Source organism: Hyalangium versicolor, from assembly GCF_020103695.1.
Taxonomy (GTDB): domain Bacteria; phylum Myxococcota; class Myxococcia; order Myxococcales; family Myxococcaceae; genus Hyalangium; species Hyalangium versicolor.
Genome location: NZ_JAHXBF010000008.1, coordinates 55,486 through 73,934, shown reverse-complemented (window position 1 = coordinate 73,934; position 18,449 = coordinate 55,486). Strand labels below are relative to the sequence as shown.

Annotated in this window: 9 protein-coding genes; 2 read left to right on the top strand and 7 right to left on the bottom strand. The window is 68.7% G+C overall.

The window, feature by feature from the left end; translation table 11 throughout:
• Nucleotides 1-130: 130 nt before the first annotated feature.
• On the top strand, nt 131-1,294 hold the full coding sequence (locus tag KY501_RS18025) for a hypothetical protein (RefSeq protein ID WP_224364416.1): 1,164 nt from the start codon (nt 131-133) through the stop codon (nt 1,292-1,294).
• A 40-nt stretch (nt 1,295-1,334) separates the two neighbouring features.
• On the opposite strand, the gene agmC is transcribed toward KY501_RS18025, so the two are convergent.
• The gene (gene agmC / locus KY501_RS18020; protein ID WP_224364415.1) at nt 1,335-8,939 is read right to left on the bottom strand and encodes an adventurous gliding motility protein AgmC; all 7,605 of its coding nucleotides are present in this window, start codon (nt 8,937-8,939) and stop codon (nt 1,335-1,337) included.
• Between the two features lie 18 nt (nt 8,940-8,957).
• Nucleotides 8,958-10,862, bottom strand: a complete 1,905-nt coding sequence (locus tag KY501_RS18015; RefSeq protein WP_224364414.1) for an OmpA family protein — start codon at nt 10,860-10,862, stop codon at nt 8,958-8,960.
• Nucleotides 10,863-11,264: 402 nt separating this feature from the next.
• Between KY501_RS18015 and KY501_RS54310 the strand changes: the two genes are divergently transcribed.
• On the top strand, nt 11,265-11,645 hold the full coding sequence (locus KY501_RS54310; protein ID WP_224364413.1) for a protein kinase family protein: 381 nt from the start codon (nt 11,265-11,267) through the stop codon (nt 11,643-11,645).
• A 104-nt stretch (nt 11,646-11,749) separates the two neighbouring features.
• Here the strand turns inward: KY501_RS54310 and KY501_RS18005 are convergent, their stop codons facing one another.
• From KY501_RS18005 to KY501_RS17985, 5 genes are read right to left on the bottom strand one after another with little or no spacing between them, the layout of a single operon-like run.
• Nucleotides 11,750-12,916, bottom strand: a complete 1,167-nt coding sequence (locus KY501_RS18005; RefSeq protein ID WP_224364412.1) for a P-loop NTPase family protein — start codon at nt 12,914-12,916, stop codon at nt 11,750-11,752.
• The gene (locus tag KY501_RS18000; RefSeq protein WP_224364411.1) at nt 12,913-13,479 is read right to left on the bottom strand and encodes a c-type cytochrome; all 567 of its coding nucleotides are present in this window, start codon (nt 13,477-13,479) and stop codon (nt 12,913-12,915) included. Before KY501_RS18000 ends, KY501_RS18005 begins: the two co-directional genes overlap by 4 nt.
• A complete protein-coding gene (locus KY501_RS17995; protein ID WP_224364410.1) occupies nt 13,476-13,997 on the bottom strand; it encodes a DUF3341 domain-containing protein in 522 nt (173 codons plus the stop codon). Before KY501_RS17995 ends, KY501_RS18000 begins: the two co-directional genes overlap by 4 nt.
• On the bottom strand, nt 13,994-15,475 hold the full coding sequence (gene nrfD / locus KY501_RS17990) for an NrfD/PsrC family molybdoenzyme membrane anchor subunit (RefSeq protein WP_224364409.1): 1,482 nt from the start codon (nt 15,473-15,475) through the stop codon (nt 13,994-13,996). The genes KY501_RS17995 and nrfD overlap by 4 nt, the downstream gene beginning before the upstream one ends.
• On the bottom strand, nt 15,468-18,446 hold the full coding sequence (locus tag KY501_RS17985; RefSeq protein ID WP_224364408.1) for a TAT-variant-translocated molybdopterin oxidoreductase: 2,979 nt from the start codon (nt 18,444-18,446) through the stop codon (nt 15,468-15,470). The genes nrfD and KY501_RS17985 overlap by 8 nt, the downstream gene beginning before the upstream one ends.
• Nucleotides 18,447-18,449: the final 3 nt, after the last annotated feature.

Sequence of the window (18,449 nt, the reverse complement as noted above, 5' to 3'; positions counted from 1 at the left end):
ACCTGCCTCAGGGATCGGGGGCTCCGTGATCCGCGAGACACCCCTCACACAATGGCTTGTGCCCTCTCGCGTGCCCCGTAAGAGTTTCCACCCGGGCCGGTGGCCAATGCCTCCTTCCAGGACGGTCGTCATGGTGGACTCCTGTCGCGGAAGCAATCGTCGTACTCGCAGGGAAGCGCTCACATTCCTCTCGCTCCTTGCGGGAGCGGCGTGTGTCCCTCGTTCCCTGTCGGATGAGACGCCGCTGCTCCCGCCCACGCCTCCCGGGCTCCGCTCCGTTTACGACTGGGAGATGCTCTTCCTGGGCAACTGGGACGATGAGCACAGGATGAGCTTCCTGCCCATGAGCACCTCGCTCGACAGCGCGCAGTTCTACACCCTCGCGTACGGCATCGATGGCAACACCGCCATGTACCGGGCCACGGGGAAGGTTCAGTACCTCGACCGAGCGCTGCTCTACGTCACCCACCTCGTCAACTCGGCCCGGGACTCCTGGTCTCTCCCCGACAGCCAGTTCAAGGACACGTACCGGGGCTGGGCCTCCGAGAACCCGGACACGCCAGGGCAGGAGGTGGCGCTCAACGAGAGCTATTGCTGGCGCTACGTGAGCCGCCTGCTGCGCGTCATCCGCGAGACGCCCGCGCTCTACGAAGGCAAGTATCGCGGGCAGTACCACCGGCTGCTGGAGTTCTCGGAGAAGGACATCTTCGAGAAATGGTATGTGCGCGGGGCGAACAGCTACGTCTACCGGGCCAACACGCACATGGCCTCGCACTGGGCCGCGATCGCGATGAACCTGCACCTCATCACGCCGGATGCGAACCGCAGGGCCTGGTACCTGGAGGTCTTCAACAACATCAACCGGAGCCTGCCGAACGTCGATTCCTCCCTGCGGGCCCAGGTGGTCACCAGCCCCGTCAACGCGGGGGCCGCCTTCTGGAATGACAGGTGGGGTTCCCACTCCCGGCCGGGCCAGGACGTGGCCCACGGCAACGGCGTGGTCGGCTTCATCATCGAGGCGCGGGATGCGGGAATGGAGTGGACGGATGACGACGTGCGCGCCCTCACCGTGACGCTCGACTCCGTCATCTGGCCGGCCGCCGACCAGTACGCCCAGTACGTGGACGGCTCGGGCGAGGGAGATGGCTGGTTCAACGACGGCTTCATGAAGCTCGGCCGCTACGACGCCGAGCTCCAGCACCGGTTGGACTTCCACCCCGTCGGGAACAACACCCAGTTCTTCGGGAATGCCGCACTCAACGTGCGGCTGCTGTCCGAAGCGGCGGCCCGCTGAAGTCCGGGTCGCCGCCGTTGGAGAGCCCCGCTCCTGCTGCCTACCGCCGGCGCTTCCGGGCCAGCAGCGCCGAGAGCACCGCCAGCCCCATCATCGCCAGCGACGACGGGTTGCCGCCCGTGGAGGCGCAGCCCACACCGTTGCCCAGCAGCGCCCAGTCCGGAGGCGGAGGCGGAGGCGGCTGGTAGTTCCACGTCGCCGTGGCGGGAGTCGGGTCCGCGTTGCCCGCGCCGTCCCGGGCACGCACCTGGAGGGTGTGGCTGCCCTCCGAGACGTCCTGGAACGTGACGGGGTCCGAGCACGGCGTGAAGGCCGCTCCGTCGAGGCTGCACTCGTAGGTCACCCCGGTCTCGGGCGAGCTGAAGTCGAACGTGGCGTCCGGGTCCTCGGTCTGCGCCGCGGGTCCGGAGTCGATGCGAGTGTCCGGCGGAGTGATGTCGACGATGAAGTGGTCCTCATTGGAGGGGCCGCTGGTGTTGCCCGCGTCATCCGTGGCCGTGGCGACCGCGATGTAGGCACCATCCTGCAGCGGAGTCGTAGGCACGAGCGACCAGTTGCCCGCCGCGTCCGTGGTGGCAGTCCCCACCTCTGTGCCGTTGAGGCTCACCGTCACCGTGCTCCCGGGCTCCGCGGTGCCGGAGATGGTCGGCGTGTTGTCATTGGTCACCGAGTTGTTGGCGGGGTTCGTCACCACCGGAGCGGCCGGCGCCACGGTGTCGACGATGAAGGCGTTGACGTTGGAACGCCCGCTCAGGTTGCCCACGGCATTGGCGGCCACCGCATAGGCCTCGTAGGTGCCGTCCGCCAGCGGCGTGGTCGGCGTGAGGGTCCAGTTCCCGCTCGCATCCGCCTGGACGGTGCCGAGCTCGTCGGTGCCCAGGTAGACCGTCACGGTGTTGTTGGCCTCAGCGGTGCCAGTGATGGGCGGCGTCCTGTTGTTGGTCACCGAGCCGTTCGCCGGGGTGACGACCACGGGCGCCGGAGGAATCGTGGCGTCCACCGTGAAGCTGTTGGTGTTGGACGGGAGGCTGGTGTTGCCCACCGCGTCCTTGGCCGTGGCCTCCACCGTGTGCAGACCGTTGGACAGGCCCACCGCGGGCGTGTAGCTCCAGTTGCCCAAGGCATCCGCCGGAACGGTGCCCACCGCCGTGCCGTCCACGATCACCGTGACGGTGCTGCCCGGCTCGGCCGTGCCGCTATAGGTCGGCGTGTTGTCGCCGGTCGTCGAGCCATCCACCGGCGTCACGACGACGGGCGCGGCCGGAGCCGTGGTGTCCACCGTGAAGCTATTGGTGTTGGACTCGGGGCTGGTGTTGCCCGCCGCGTCCGTGGCCCGGGCCTTCACCATGTGGAGGCCATCCGTCAGGACCGTGGCCGGCGTGAGGCTCCAGGCCCCCGAGGCATCCGCCGTCGTGGTTCCCAGCGGCGTGCCATCCACGCTCACCGTGACGGTGCTGCCCGGCTCGGCCGTGCCGCTGTAGGTCGGCGTGTTGTCGGCCGTCGTCGAGCCATTGGCCGGCGCCGTCACCACCGGTGCGGCCGGAGCCGTGGTGTCCACCGTGAAGCTGTTGGTGTTGGACTCCGGACTGGTGTTGCCCACCGCGTCCTTGGCCGTGGCCTTCACCGCGTGCACGCCGTCCGCCAGCGCCGTGGCCGGCGTGTAGCTCCAGTTGCCCGAGGCATCCGCCGGGAGAGTGCTCACCGCCGTGCCATCCACGAACACCGTGACGATGCTGCCCGGCTCGGCCGTGCCGCTGTAGGTCGGCGTGTTGTCGCTGGTGATCGAGCCGTTGGCCGGCGTGAGCACCACCGGCGCATCCGGAACATCGGTGTCGACCGTAAAGGAGTTGGTGTTGGACTCGGGGCCGGTGTTGCCCGCCGCGTCCGTGGCCGTGGCCTTCACCGTATGCAGACCGTTGGGCAGACCTGCCGTGGACGTGAAGCTCCAGGCCCCCGAGGCATCCGCCGTCGTGGTGCCCACCGGAGTTCCATCGACGATCACCGTGACGGTGCTGTTGGCCTCGGCCGTGCCGGCATAGGTCGGCGTGTTGTCGCCCGTCGTCGAGCCATTGGCCGGCGCCGTCACCACCGGTGCAGCCGGAGCCGTGGTGTCCACCGTGAAGCTGTTGGTGTTGGACTCGGGGCCCGTGTTGCCCGCCGCGTCCGTGGCCTTGGCCTTCACCGAGTGTACGCCATCCGCCAGGGCGGTGATCGGCGTGAAGCTCCAGGCCCCCGAGGCGTTGGCGGTGGTGGTGCCCACCGGCGTCCCATCCACGATGACGGTGACGGTGCTGTTGGCCTCGGCCGTGCCTGCGTAGGCCGGCGTGTTGTCGTTGGTCGTCGAGCCGTTGGCCGGAGCCGTCACGACCGGAGCCGCCGGAGCCGTGGTGTCCACCGTGAACGTGTTGGTGTTGGACTCAGGGCTGGTGTGGCCCACCACGTCCACGGCCGTGGCCTTCACCGTGTGGACTCCATCCGCCAGCGGCGTGGTCGGCGTGAAGGACCAGGTCCCCGTGGAGAGGCTGACCCCCGCGGTGCCCACGGCCGTGCCATCCACGATCACCGTGACGATGTTTCCACCTTCTCCCGTACCGCTGTAGGTCGGCGTGTTCTCGCTGGTCGTCGAGCCGTTGGCCGGAGTGAGCACCACCGGAGCGGGAGGCGGTGTGGTGTCCACCGTGAACGTGTTGGTGTTCGAGTCCGGACCCGTATTGCCCTGCGCGTCCGTGGCGCGCGCCTTCACGTTGTGCTGGCCATCTGGCAGCGCCGTGGTCTGCGTGTACGTCCAGTTGCCCGAGGCATTCGCCGTGGTGGTCCCCACCGCCGTGCCATCCACGAACACCGTAACGGTGCTGCCCGGCTCGGCCGTGCCGGTATAGGTCGGCGTGTTGTCACTCGTCGTCGCACCATTGGGCGGCGCGGTCACCACCGCGGCGGACGGGGCCGTGGTGTCCACCGTGAACGTGTTGGTATTGGAGTCCGTGCTCGTGTTGCCCGTGGCGTCCGTGGCCCGGGCCCTCACCGTGTGCGAGCCATCCGCCAGCGGCGTGGTCGGTGTGTAGTTCCAGTTGCCCGAGGCATCCGCCGTGGTGGTCCCCACCGAAGTGCCATCCACGAACACCGTGACGGTGCTGCCCGGCTCGGCCGTGCCGCTGTAGGTCGGCGTGGTGTCGCTCGTCGTCGAGCCGTTGGCTGGAGTGACGACCACTGGAGCCGCCGGCGGCGTCGTGTCCACCGTGAACGTGTTGGTGTTCGAGTCCGGGCCCGTATTGCCCTGTGCGTCCGTGGCGCGCGCCTTCACCGTGTGCGAGCCATCCGCCAGCGGCGTGGTCGGCGTGTAGCTCCAGGCCCCAGAAGCGTTGGCCGTGGTGGTGCCCACCGTCGTGCCATCCACAATGACCGTGACGGTGCTGTTGGCCTCCGCCGTGCCGCTGTAGGTCGGCGTGTTGTCGTTGGTCGTCGAGCCGTTGGCCGGAGTGATAACCACCGGAGCCGCCGGCGGCGTGGTGTCCACCGTGAACGTATTGGTGTTCGAGTCCGTGCTCGTGTTGCCCACCGCATCCGTAGCCCGCGCTCGCACGGAGTGGACTCCATCCGTCAGCGAAGTTGTTGGCGTGAAGCTCCAGTTGCCCGAGGCATCCGCCGTCGCAGTACCCACCGAAGTGCCATCCACGAACACCGTGACCGTGCTGTTGGCCTCCGCCGTGCCGCTGTAGGTCGGCGTGTTGTCGCTGGTCGTCGAACCGTTGGCCGGAGTGACGACCACCGGAGCCGCCGGCGGCGTGGTGTCTACCGTGAACGTATTGGTGTTCGAGTCCACGCTCGTGTTCCCCGCCACATCCGTGGCGCGGGCTTTCACGGTATGAGAGCCGTCCGCCAGCGGCGTGGTCGGCGTGTAGCTCCAGTTGCCCGAGGCATCCGCCGTCGCAGTGCCCACCGCCGTGCCATCCACGAACACCGCAACGGTGCTGCCCGGCTCGGCCGTGCCGCTGTAGGTCGGCGTGCTGTCATTGGTCCTCGAGCCGTTGGCCGGAGTGACCACCACTGGCGCGACTGGCGGCGTGGTGTCCACCGTGAACGTGTTCGTGTTCGAATCCGGACCGGTGTTGCCCTGCGCGTCCGTGGCGCGGGCCTTCACCGTGTGCGCGCCATCCGCCAGCGGCGTGGCCGGCGTGTAGCTCCAGTTACCCGAGGCATCCGCCGTCGCAGTGCCCACCGCCGTTCCATCCACGAACACCGTGACGGTGCTGCCCGGCTCGGCCGTACCGCTGTAGGTCGGCGTGTTGTCACTGGTCGTCGAGCCATTGGCCGGCGCGACCACCACGGGAGCGGCCGGCGGCGTGGTGTCCACCGTGAACGTGTTCGTGTTCGAGTCCACGCTCGTGTTGCCCGCCACATCCGTGGCACGGGCCTTCACCGTGTGCGCGCCATCCGCCAGCGGCGTGGCCGGCGTGTAGCTCCAGTTGCCCGAGGCATCCGCCGTCGCAGTGCCCACCGCCGTGCCATCCACGAATACCGTGACGGTGCTATTGGCCTCCGCCGTCCCGCTGTAGGTCGGCGTGTTGTCGCTGGTCCTCGAGCCGTTGGCTGGAGTAACAACCACCGGAGCCGCCGGAGGCGTGGTGTCCACCGTGAACGTGTTCGTGTTCGAGTCCGGGCCCGTATTGCCCTGCGCGTCCGTGGCGCGCGCCTTCACCGTATGGGAGCCATCCGCCAGCGGCGTGGCCGGCGTGTAGCTCCAGTTACCCGAGGCATTGGCCGTCACGGTCCCCACCGTCGTGCCATCCACGATCACGGTGACCGTGCTGTTGGCCTCCGCCGTACCGCTGTAGGTCGGCGTGTTGTCGTTGGTCGTCGAACCGTTGGCTGGCGCGATCACCACGGGAGCGGCTGGCGGCGTGGTGTCCACCGTGAACGTGTTCGTGTTCGAGTCCGTGCTCGTGTTCCCCGCCACATCCGTGGCGCGGGCCTTCACCGTATGGGAGCCGTCCGCCAGCGGCGTGGTCGGCGTGTAGCTCCAGTTGCCCGAGGCATCCGCCGTCGCAGTGCCCACCGCCGTGCCATCCACGAACACCGTGACCGTGCTGTTGGCCTCCGCAGTGCCGCTGTAGGTCGGCGTGCTGTCACTGGTCGTCGAACCGTTGGCTGGCGCGATCACCACCGGCGCGGGAGGAGGAGTGGTGTCCACCGTGAACGTATTGGTGTTCGAGTCCACGCTCGTGTTCCCCGCCACATCCGTGGCACGGGCCTTCACCGAGTGCGCGCCATCCGCCAGCGGCGTGGTCGGCGTGTAGCTCCAGTTGCCCGAAGCATCCGCCGTCACGGTCCCCACCGAAGCGCCATCCACGAACACCGTGACGGTGCTGTTGGCCTCCGCCGTGCCGCTGTAGGTCGGCGTGTTGTCATTGGTCCTCGAGCCGTTGGCCGGAGTGACCACCACCGGAGCGACCGGCGGCGTGGTGTCCACCGTGAACGTGTTCGTGTTCGACTGCGGGCTCACGTTGCCTACGGCATCCGCCGCCGTGGCGCTGACCGAGTGCACTCCATCCGCCAGAGCCGTGGCCGGCGTGTAGCTCCAGTTGCCCGACGCATTGGCCGTGGTCGTTCCCACCGGCGTCCCGTCCACGATCACCGTGACCGTGGTCCCAGGCTCCGCCGTACCGCTGTAGGTAGGCGTATTGTCATTGGTCCTCGAGCCGTTGGCCGGAGTGATGACCACCGGGGCCGCGGGAGGAACCGTATCCACCGTGAACGTGTTCGTGTTCGAGTCCGAGCCCGTGTTGCCCGCCGAATCCGTGGCCCTCGCCTTCACGGTGTGCGGGCCATCGGCCAGCGGCGTGGTCGGCGTAAAGGTCCAGTTGCCCGAAGCATTGGCCGTGGTGGTGCCCACCACGACCCCATCCACGATCACGGTGACCGTGCTGTTCGGCTCGGCCGTGCCCGTGTAGTCCGGCGTACTGTCCTTGGTCGTCGAACCGTTCGCGGGAGCCGTGACCACCGGAGCCGGCGGAGGCGTGCTGTCCACCGAGAAGAAGTTCGTGCTGCTCGGGGAGCTCTGGAGGTTCTGCGCCGTGTTGATCGCGACGGCGTTGACGTTGTGGGTCCCCTCCGCCAGGCTCGTGGGCTGCGTGAACGACCAGTTGCCGGAGGAATCCGGAGTCACGCGCGTCAGCTCGACGCCATCCACGTAGATGATCACCTCGGTGCCCGCTGGATAGGGCAGGGCCAGCGTGCCGGTGTACGTGGGCGTGTTGTCATTGGTGCTGGAGCCGTTCGCCGGCGTCACCACGACCGGCGCGGTCAGCGGCGAGTAGCAGTCCGCGAGCAGCGTATAGGCGCCGTTCCCGCCCGCCGTCGCACCGTACGGATCTCCCCCCGCGGCCGTCTGCACGCCCGAGAACCCACCGATGACATTGGCGGTCCCCAGCGGGCAGAGCGGAGCGCCACCACACGCCTGGAACACCACCCGGCCACCACCACCGCCGCCGCCCGGACCTGCAGTCTGGTTCGTGCTGCCACCCTGGCCTCCGAACGCATGGACCTTGGAGGGAGTGCAGCTCGCCGTCCCCGAGAAGCGCATGTGGATGGTGCCACCACCGCCACCACCGCCACCACCGTCCTGGGTGCTGTCCTGCGAGAAGAAGCCGTCGGCCAGGATGCTGCCCGAGATGGCAGTGAGGTTCTTGGCGCGAATGAAGATGACGCCTCCACCCTGGCCGCCTGCCGCGGTCGCAGTGCTCGTGATGTGAGAAGGCCCACCGCCTCCTCCCAGCGTCAGGCGGGTGGCCGCGGGATAGGTCAACAACGCGCCGCCCTGCCCTCCCACGGCCCGCGGTCCATCCGCGCTGTTGCCTCCATCACCTCCCACGCCTCCGTTACCACCGCCTCCGCCGCCCGACTTGAAGCACACACCACCACCTGCTCCGTTGGCCACCCGGCCTCGGCCTGTCTGCGCCGGCCCATAGCGGGAGGCGGCAATGCCTTCGCCCTTCTGCGCCCCCTTGGGAGCGGCCTCATCCAACGCCGAGCAGTTGTTCGCAGCCGACGTGTCCTGGGCGAACTGGCCTCCGCGGAAGCCTCGGCTCGTGACGCTGATGGTGCCGTTGACGGTCACCGTGCCCGTGGCCAGGAAGGCCAGGATGCCGCCCGTGCTCCCGTCCCATGAGCGAGCGATGAGGCTCCCCGAGCCGACCGTCACGTCGGTGTACTCCGGCACCCTCACCACCTGGGTGAAGGTCGCCGCGTAGGAATAGAGCAGCGGCTGGGTCATGGTCATCGTCGTCCCCGCCACCCCAGACAACCGCGCCAGCTCGAAGCGCCCCACCAGATCACTGCTGAGGTCGATGCTCGTCGGCCCCCCCGAGGCCGGCTCAGGGACGATGCCCGTGGTCTGGATGATCATCACCACGTCATTGACCCCGAAGCCGCTGGTCGTGGAGACCGTGAGGGTCGTGGCCCCAGGAGCCAGCGGGGCAGTCACCCGGGCATAGGCATTGATGATGGTGTTGTTCGTACTCACATTGAGTGCGCCGTTGTGCCCATTGCCCACGCCGTAGATGTCCTCTCCGGCCAGGGCAGGCAGCGCGCACACGAGCACCGCCAGCAGCGCGGTGCGGATGAGGTTCCTCGAAGATGAGTTCTTCATGTGTCTCGTCCCCCGCGGTCAGTGCTGCGCGCCCTCGCGGGGCGTGGTGAGGAATTCGACCCGGCGGTTGGCCGCCCGGCCCTGCTCGGTGGTGTTCGGCGCCACGGGCAGGCTGCGGCCCATGCCCTTCGCCTCCAGACGCTTCGGCGACACACCCTTCTTGATCAGGTAGTCGCGCACCGCCTCCGCGCGGCGCTGCGACAGCTCGCTGTTGTAGTCGTTGCTGCCGCGCTCGTCCGTGTGGCCCTCGATCCAGACCTTCTCCAGCTCCGGGTGCTCGAGGACGACCTTCGCCACCTGATCCAGCAGCTTGAAGCTGCGCGACTGGATCTTCGCGTTGTCGGAGTCGAAGTAGACGCGCTCCTTGATCTGCAACCGATCCTTCTCGATCGCGACGACCTGCTTCTCCTGCACCGGGCAACCCTGGTTGTCCACCGGGCCCGGCTCCGTCGGGCAGTTGTCGCGGTGATCCGGCAGCGTGTCGCCGTCCGTGTCCTTGGCCGGGCAGCCCTTCAGCTCGGGGATGCCGGGCTCGGTCGGGCAGGCGTCCACCGCATCCTCGATGCCGTCCTTGTCCGTATCCGGGCAGCCCTGGAACTGCGCCAAGCCCGGCACCATCGGGCACTTGTCCGCCGAGTCCTCGATGCCGTCCTTGTCCGTGTCCGGGCAGCCCTGGAACTGCGCCAGGCCCGGCACCGTCGGGCACTTGTCCGCCGAGTCCTCGATGCCGTCCTTGTCCGTGTCCGGGCAGCCCTGGAACTGCGCCAGGCCCGGCACCGTCGGGCACTTGTCGTCCGGATCCATGATGCCGTCGCCATCCGAGTCCTTCACCGGGCAGCCGTGAGCATCCACGCGGCCCGTCTGGCCCTCGCACGTGTCGTCGGCGTTCTTCACCCCGTCGTTGTCGTCATCCAGATCCGGGCACTGCTCCGGCGTGTGCTTGCCACCCGCCACGCACCGGAAGGGCTTGTGTCCATACGCCACGCCCAGCAGCGCGCGGAACGTAGGCGTGCCGGGCGCATCCCCCGTGGCCACGCCCGCCAACGCATAGGCCTCCACCGGGCCCAGAGGAAGCCGGCCGCCCGCCAGCACCTCGAGCGCGGCGCCCTCTCGGGCGAGCGGCACGGTGCCGATGAGGTTCACCTCGCCGCGGAGCCCATCGCCCGTGGTGGACAGCGCACCACCCAGGCGCAGCTCGGAGCCCACCTCGTCCTGGATGTTCCCATCCTCGACGAGCACCTGCTTCGAGCGCACCGACAGGCCCGCATCCAGGCCCACGCGCAGCGTGCCGAACAGCCGGCCCACCATGAGGCTGGGGATGAGGCGCGGCGATCCGTCCTTCGCCAGCGCCGAGGCACTGCCCACGGGCAGCCCCACCAGAACCCCCAGGGCCAGATCCACGGGACGATCGTCCTCCAAGGACAGCAGCCCCAGACGCACGCCCAGGTACGGAGTCCCCAGCCCCCCTCCCGTCGAGGGCTGCTCCAGGCCGTACTGCGTCAGGTCATCGCTGCTCTGCGTGAGCAGCAGGGGCACCTGCGCCGAGACTTCCAACCAGTTGAAGATGCCGTACGCCGCCGCCAGGTGACCGGTGATCCGGCCCTTCACCAGCGAGCCCACCTTTTCGCCATCGCGATACAGGGCGAGCGGATCATGCTGGTAGTGCCCGGTGAGGGAGACGCGGTAGCCGCCCCGGGTGAGCACCTCGCCGGTGCCCAGCACCAGCGAGCCCGCGCCGTTGGGGTTGAGCGTGAGGCGCTCGAGTTCCAGCTCGGGTAAACCCTGGGGCTGCGCAAGCGCGGGGGCGCTGATCAACAAAGAGGCGAGCACCAGCAGCGGCGCCAACGCGAGCGGGGATCGCGATCGATCCGCGCATCGGGAGGCAGCGACCAGCATGCTGGCGAGCGGTGTGGCATCGGTCATGTCGTCTTCTTCCTGCGGTGGCACAAAGCGGGGCTGGTGAGGCCCGAACGGATCCGGGCCGAAGCACTCTCTGACTCGACTGAGGGTGGCAGGCGCCACGCTCCAGCTTGCCACGACTCATTGCCCCGCCAACAATTCCCAGTGAGCCCACCGGGGGTGTTGCCCCGATGTGTCACCGGGTCCGACCCCTCACGTCGGATCAGCAACCAGGACCCTCCGGTAGGGTGCTGCGTCCTGCGCGAATGTGCGCTCGGGAAATCACCTTTTTCCCGGTGCCCTTGCTGGGTGCAATCCGACTCAGGCCCGAGGCAGCGGCTCCACTACACTGGAGGTGTCTGGCCCCCATGTCCCCCGTGCAGCCCATGCTCGGCAAGAGCGCACGCCGCACGCAGGACCATCGAGATGAGTGATTCCCCGAAGCAGGCGACTCCGGACCCGGGCGCGGAGGAGCTCGCCACCACGGTGCGGCGGCCGCACAGCCCTCCCCTCCCCGAAGCGGGCGAGGCTCCTACCTGGCCCTCGGCGCCACCGGACACGCCTCCTACGGTCCTGGCGCCTGGCCGCCTCCTCGCGGATCGCTACACCGTGCTGGACTTCCTGGGCCAGGGCGGCATGGGAATGGTGCTGGCGGCCTATGACTCGCGGCTGGATCGCCGTGTGGCCCTCAAGCTGCTGCGCCACCGGGGCGCCGGCTCCACCGGCGGCGGAGAGGAGCGGGCCCGGCTGGTGCGCGAGGCGCAGTCCATGGCTCGGCTCAACCATCCCCACGTGGTGGCCGTCTAGCCCAGGAGTATTGGAGAGACCTCGGCCACGCACCCCACCTCGCCCGTGCGAACCAATGGCTGGCCGCACACCCGAGCCCTTGAGCCAGCCCACGGGCAGGTGGCTCAAGTGTGGTGGTGCAAGCTCTCCATGAGGTACGGATCGCCCTCCGGAACCAGCGGCACCGACTGCACGGCCCTCGTCACCGACACCACGAACAGCCCCGCCAGGCCGAGGAATCCAGCCGCCTCGTACAGCCCCACGCTCGCGTTCTCGGGCATGTTGGACGGGGCCACCATCAGGTAGAGGTCCAGCCAACGGCCCACGAGCAGCAGGCTCGCCACTCGGAGCAGGTGCGCCTCGCTGCGCTTGGCCGAGCGCGGCAGCAGCAGCAAGAACGGCAGCGCCCAGTTGATGGCGAGGTTCGCGTAGAAGGGCACCGTCCAGCCGCCGTGCATGCGCGCCACGTAGTACACCGTCTCCTCCGGCAGGTTCGCGTACCAGATGAGCAGGAACTGGGAGAACCACAGGTAGGCCCACAGCGTGGCGAAGCCGAACATCAGCTTGCCCAGGTCATGCAGGTGGCTCGTGTTGATGGCCGGCATCGCCCCGGAGCGCTTCAGCAGGATGGCCGCCATCGTGAGCGCGCAGACGCTCGAGGAGAGCAGCCCCGCGATGTTGTAGAGCCCGAAGATCGTACTGAACCAGTGCGGCTCCAGGCTCATCAGCCAGTCGAAGGCCGCCAGGCAGAACGTGAGCCCGAAGAGGCACAGGAAGAGCGCGGAGACCTTCACGTTGCGCCGCGTCCCTTCCGCGTTCCGCTCCTGATCCTGCCGCAGCGAGTTGCGCCGCAGGACCCAGGCGAAGGCGCTCCACAGGCCCAGCATCACCACCATCCGCACCGCGAAGGAGGGCACGTTGAGGAAGGCCGCCTTCGCGTGCAGCAGGTGGTCCTTCTCCATCACCCCCGGCCGGGCCCAGAGGTACAGCGAGGAGACCCCCGGCAGCAGCAGCAGCAGGCTCGCCGCGCCCACGGGGACATAGGAGGCGAACGCCTCGGGGATGCGCTTGAAGACGGTGAACCAGCCCGCGTTCGCCACGTACATCAGCGCGAGGAATACCGCCCCGCCCAGCCCGAGGCACAGAAAGAAGAAGCCATTGGTGAGCAGGCTGGCCAGCGCGCGCGTGGACTCCAGCGCCATGCCCACCGCCAACCCTCCGAGCCCCACCGCGGCCGCGATCCAGGCTCCCCGGCGGACCGCCGGACTGACGACAAATCCCGAGGCGCTCATGGCTTCTCCTTCACCGCCGTCTGAGGCGGGTTCTGCATCGACCGGACGAAGTGGACGATCTTCCACCGGTCCTCCGGGAGCACCTGCGAACCATGGGCCGGCATCAGCCCCTGGCCGTAGGTGATGATGTGGAAGATCTGCCCGTCCGGCAGCCCCTTGGCGTGGTCCCCCAGGAGCGACGGCGGGATGGGGAAACGCGCGGTGACGAGCCCGTCTCCGAGCCCCCCCGTACCGTGGCAGGGCGAGCAGTAGCGCGTGAAGGCCACGTGCCCGCGCGCGAGAACCTCCGGAGAGGCCGCGTACGGATTCGTCAGCTCACGCCCGGCCCGCGCCGCCTCCTCGGTCCCAGCGGTGAGATGCAGGGGCTTGTAGCCTCGCGGGACCGTGCCCTTGGCGGGAGAGAGCAGCGTCTTGCCGTCCTTCGTGTTCGGGTTGGGCGCGAAGCTGTCGTACGGGACGGAGCTCACCATGTCCGGCGTGTACTCGTAGTTGGGCTTCGACTCGTCCTGCTCGCAGCCCGCGGCCAGCAGCAGCACCACACAGCCAGTCATGGCGCGCTTCATGACGGCACCTCCTTCCAGGACATCTCCACCGCCCCATGCCGACGCAGCATTCCCTCCGCGGCCTCGTGCCCCTGCTGTCCCTCCCGCGCTCCGAGCACCAGCGCGAACCGGTCATCCGTCACGCCCGGCAGCGTCAGCCGCTGGCTGCCCGGGAACAGCCGACTGCGCGCGAGGAAGGCCGCCACGGTGATGAGCCCCGCGAAGAGCACCGTCAGCTCGAACGCCACGGGAATGAACGCGGGCAGGGAGTTGAACGGCTTGCCGCCCACGTTGAGCGGCCAGCTCACCACGGACGTGTACAGCTCCAGCGACAGCGCCAGCGTGCAGCCCAGCAGCCCGGCTCCGAAGCACACGTACGTAATCCGCGAGGGCTTCAGGCCCATCGCCTCGTCCATGCCATGCACCGCATACGGCGTGTACACGTCATGCACCGCGTAGCCCGCCTGGCGCGCGGCCCGGGTGGCGTCGAGGATCTTCTCCTCGGTGTCGAAGTAGCCGATGAGGACGGGGGGGCTCATACGAGCACATCCTTTCGGGAGGCCATGTTCGCCATCGCGGGCTGCGGCACCGCGGCGGGAACAGACTCGGGAGTCTCATGCCGGACCGGAGCGATGTGCTCGGAGGGGGCATGCTCGTGGCCCGTGCCCCGAGCGAAGCCCAGCACGCTCTTCACCTCGCCGATGGAGATGATGGGCAGCACCCGGGTGAAGAGCAGGAACAGCGTGAAGAAGAGGCCGAACGTGCCGATGAACGTCCCCACCTCAATGACCGTGGGCTTGTACATGGACCAGCTCGACGGCAGGAAGTCCCGGTGGAGCGACGTCACGATAATGACGAAGCGCTCGAACCACATGCCCACGTTGATCACCAACGACATCACGAAGATGGCCACCGGAGAGGTGCGGATCTTCTTGAACCAGAACAGGTGCGGCGACACCACGTTGCACGTCACCATCGTCCAGTAGGCCCACGCGTAAGGACCGAAGGCGCGGTTCATGAACGTGAAGCGCTCGTACTCGCTGCCCGAGTACCAGGCGATGAAGAACTCCGTCGCGTAGGCCAGCGACACCAGGCCGCCCGTGACGATGATGATCTTCGTCATGTTCTCCAGGTGGCGGATGGTGATGAGGTGCTCGTAGCCCAGCACCTTGCGGGTGATGATCATCAGCGTCAGCACCATCGCGAAGCCGGAGAACACCGCGCCCGCCACGAAGTACGGCGGGAAGATCGTCGTGTGCCACCCGGGGATGACCGAGGTGGCGAAGTCCATGGACACGATGGTGTGCACCGACAGCACCAGCGGCGTCGCCAGGCCCGCGAGCAGCAGGTACACCGTCTCGTAGCGCGACCACGTGCGGTGCGAGCCCGTCCACCCCAGCGAGAGCACCCGGAAGAGCTTCTTGCGCAGCCCCTTCGCCCTGTCCCGCACCGTGGCCAGGTCCGGGATGAGGCCCACGTACCAGAACACCAGCGAGATGGTGAAGTACGTGCTGATGGCGAACACGTCCCACAAGAGGGGCGAGCGGAAGTTCACCCACAGGCTGCCGCGCGAGTTCGGGTACGGCAGCACCCAGAAGGCCAGCCACGGCCGCCCCATGTGGATGACGGGAAAGAGCGCCGCGCACATCACCGCGAACAGCGTCATCGCCTCGGCGGCGCGGTTGATGCTCGTGCGCCACTTCTGCCGGAACAGGAAGAGGATGGCGGAGATCAGCGTGCCCGCGTGGCCGATGCCCACCCAGAACACGAAGTTGGTGATGTCGAACGCCCACCCCACCGTCTTGTTCAGGCCCCAGACGCCGATGCCCGTGGCGATCTCGTAGGACACCATCCCCGCCCCCACCAGGAGGATGGAGAAGGAGATGGCGAAGGCCACCCACCAGGCCCGCGTGGGCCGGCGCTCCATGGGAGCGCAGATCTCCTGCGTTATCTGTCCGAGGCTGCGCTCCTCGGAGACGAGGGGAACGCGCAGCGGAGACACGTGCTGATTACTCATGGCCGCTCCCGGACCCGGTATTCCGGATCTTGGTGAGGTAGGTGATGACGGGGTTGATGTTCAGCTCGTCCAGCAGCCGGTATGCGCGCCCGTCCTTCGCGAGCCGCGCCACGTCGCTCTCCGGATCATTCAAGTCTCCGAAGTGGATGGCCTGCGCCGGGCAGCTCTGCTGGCACGCGGTGCGGATCTCCCCGTCCTTCAGCTCGCGCCCCTCGCGCTTCGCCGCCGCCTTGCCCTCCTGGATGCGCTGCACGCACAGGGAGCACTTCTCCATGACGCCGCGGCTGCGCACCACCACGTCCGGGTTGAGCACCATCCGCTCCAGCGGCTCCTCGTGCTTGTAGTCGAACCAGTTGAAGCGGCGGACCTTGGTGGGGCAGTTGTTGGCGCAGTACCGCGTGCCCACGCACCGGTTGTAGACCTGCTGGTTGAGACCCTCGGAGGAGTGCACCGTCGCGAGCACCGGACACACCGTCTCGCACGGGGCGTTCTCGCAGTGCTGGCACATGATGGGCTGGTGCACCACCTGGGGCGCATCCGGCTCGCCCGCGTAGTAACGGTCGATGCGCAGCCAGTGCATCTCCCGGCCGCGCAGCACCTCGTCCTGGCCCACGATGGAAACGTTGTTCTCCGCCTGGCAGGACACCACGCACGCCGAGCAGCCCGTGCATGCGCTCAGGTCCACCGCCATGCCCCAACGGTGCCCCTTGTACTCGTGGCCCGACCAGAGCGAGAGCTTGTGCGCCCCACCCTTCTCCTCGTGCTCCTCGTTGCCCGCGCGCGGGTTGGTCAGGAAGGCCGCCAGCTCCGCCTCTCGCACGTGCGGGCGCCCCTCGAGCGAGCTGTGCGTCTGCGTGAGCGCCAGCGGCCGATGGTCCGTGGTCACCGTCAGCTTCACCCCGCTCACCGTGCGCCGCACCCGCCCGCCGTCCACCGCCGCGAGGACGAAGGCATTGGAGCCCACGCCGTCCGCCACGCGTCCCGCCTTCGTGCGGCCGTAGCCCACCGCCACGCCCAGCACATCCGGGTGAGTGCCCGGCTGGATGAGCGCAGGCGCGGCCAGCACCTTCTCGCCAACCTTCACCTGCACCACCGTCCCATCCTGGATGCCGAGCTTCTCCGCGCGGGACGGCGCGATGCACACGTAGTTGCCCCACGTGGCCTTGCTGATGGGATCCGGCAACTCCTGCAACCAGCCGTTGTTGGCCAGGGAGCCGTCCTTCACCGCCACCTTCGCGTAGAGCGCCAGCTCGAAGTCTCCGCCCGGTGCCGGGTGCTTCTCCAGGCCTTGGGCCAGTTGCTCCTTCCGGAAGGCCGGCGCGGACTCCGGCGCCTGGCCCTCGATCGTCACCACACCCCGGCGCACCGCATCGTCCCAGAAGTCCTGGAAGCTGCCCTTCGCGGAGACACTCGGGAAGACCTCGGACTCCCAGCGGGCTCGCAGGAAGTCGTAGTGGCTCTGAGGAGCCCCCGCCCACACGAGCAGCGACTCCACCGCGCTGCGCGTGTCATGCAGCGGAGCCACCGCGGGCTGGCGCAGGCTCAGCACCCCGCGCCGAGGCTCAGCGTCTCCCCAGGACTCCAGCGGGTTGTTGTCCGGCGCGTGGTAGCCCACCAGCGAGGCCGTCTCGTCGAGCCGATCGCTCGTCGCCACCGTCAGCGCCACGCCCTTCAGCAGCCCCGCGAGCTCGCCTCCACGAGGGTGGCTGTACGCCGGGTTGACGCCGTGGAAGATCACCGCGCCCACCGCGCCTGCCTTCAGCTCGTCCAGGAAGGTGCCAAAGGACTGGGCCGCCTCATCGAGCGCCACGCCCTCCATCAGCGACACGGTGGAGCCCTCATTGCCGAGCAGCACGTTGGCCACGCTGGCGAGCACCTGCGCGGTCACGTCGTCGCTCCCGCAGACCACGAGGCCCTTGCCGCGCGCGGCCCAGAGCGCATCCGCGAGCTCGTCGAGCTGCTCCGCCGCCACCTTGGGAGCCGGCAACGTCCCGAACTCGGGGAACGCCTGTCCCGCCTTGGCCGCGAGCCGGCGCATCAGCCCCCACAGCGCAGGCACAAGATCCGACGGCGCCACGGGCACGCGGCGATCGGCGCTCGCTCCGGTGAGCGTCATCAGCGGCTCGAACTGCCAGTGCCGCGCCATCTCGCGCTTGCCGGCCGCGTTCCGCGCCTGCGTGTACTGGCGCGTGAAGGCCACCGGAGCCACCCACGTCCCCAGGAAGTCCGCGCCGAAGCTCGCGATGACCTTCGCCTGATCGAAGCGATAGGCGGGCACGCGCCGGACACCGTGCGTGATGCGCCAGCCCTCGGCGATGGCCTCCAGGTCCCCGAGCGCGTCGTAGCGCACCACCCGCGCCGCCGGGTACGCAGACAGGAAGCGCTTCACCGCGGCCTCGGCGGTGGGCCCCAGCACCCACGGCACCACCAGCCGGATGCCCTTGCCCTCCTCCGCCGCCTTCTGGAGCGCTCCCGTCACCGCCGTATCGATCGCGGACCAGGAAGCGCCCGTCCCCGAGACCGAGGGCCCCCGAGCCCGGCTGGCGTCGTACAGCGACAGCACCGAGGCCTGTCCCGTGGCGCAGACGCCGCCTCGGGAGAGCGGGTGCTCCTCGTTGCCCTCGATCTTGATGGGGCGGCCATCGCGCGTCTTGAGCAGCAGCCCGCAGCTCCCGCTGCACCCGGCGCACGTGGACGCGTACCAGAGCGCCAGGCCCGGCGTCACCTCGTCTGGGCGGGCGACGAAGGGAATCACCTTCTGCACCGGAGCGCGCGTGCACGCGGTCATTGCCGCCGCGGCGCTCAGGCCCATCACCTTGAAGAAGTCCCGGCGGCTGCTCCTGTCGGGAGGCAGCGCGGCGGTCCCTACGGGCAGCTCCTCGGCGAACTCGTCTCGGGACTTCTCGAGGAGCCCAGGATCTCCGGCTCGCTGGGCCAGGCTCTGCCAGTACTGCTTGCTCGTATCGGACATGGA

Coding starts and splice junctions, on each gene's coding strand:
- KY501_RS18025 (WP_224364416.1), top strand. CDS start 131: ATGGTGGACTCCTGTCGCGGAAGCAATCGTCGTACTCGCAGGGAAGCG.
- agmC (WP_224364415.1), bottom strand. CDS start 8,939: ATGAAGAACTCATCTTCGAGGAACCTCATCCGCACCGCGCTGCTGGCG.
- KY501_RS18015 (WP_224364414.1), bottom strand. CDS start 10,862: ATGACCGATGCCACACCGCTCGCCAGCATGCTGGTCGCTGCCTCCCGA.
- KY501_RS54310 (WP_224364413.1), top strand. CDS start 11,265: ATGAGTGATTCCCCGAAGCAGGCGACTCCGGACCCGGGCGCGGAGGAG.
- KY501_RS18005 (WP_224364412.1), bottom strand. CDS start 12,916: ATGAGCGCCTCGGGATTTGTCGTCAGTCCGGCGGTCCGCCGGGGAGCC.
- KY501_RS18000 (WP_224364411.1), bottom strand. CDS start 13,479: ATGAAGCGCGCCATGACTGGCTGTGTGGTGCTGCTGCTGGCCGCGGGC.
- KY501_RS17995 (WP_224364410.1), bottom strand. CDS start 13,997: ATGAGCCCCCCCGTCCTCATCGGCTACTTCGACACCGAGGAGAAGATC.
- nrfD (WP_224364409.1), bottom strand. CDS start 15,475: ATGAGTAATCAGCACGTGTCTCCGCTGCGCGTTCCCCTCGTCTCCGAG.
- KY501_RS17985 (WP_224364408.1), bottom strand. CDS start 18,446: ATGTCCGATACGAGCAAGCAGTACTGGCAGAGCCTGGCCCAGCGAGCC.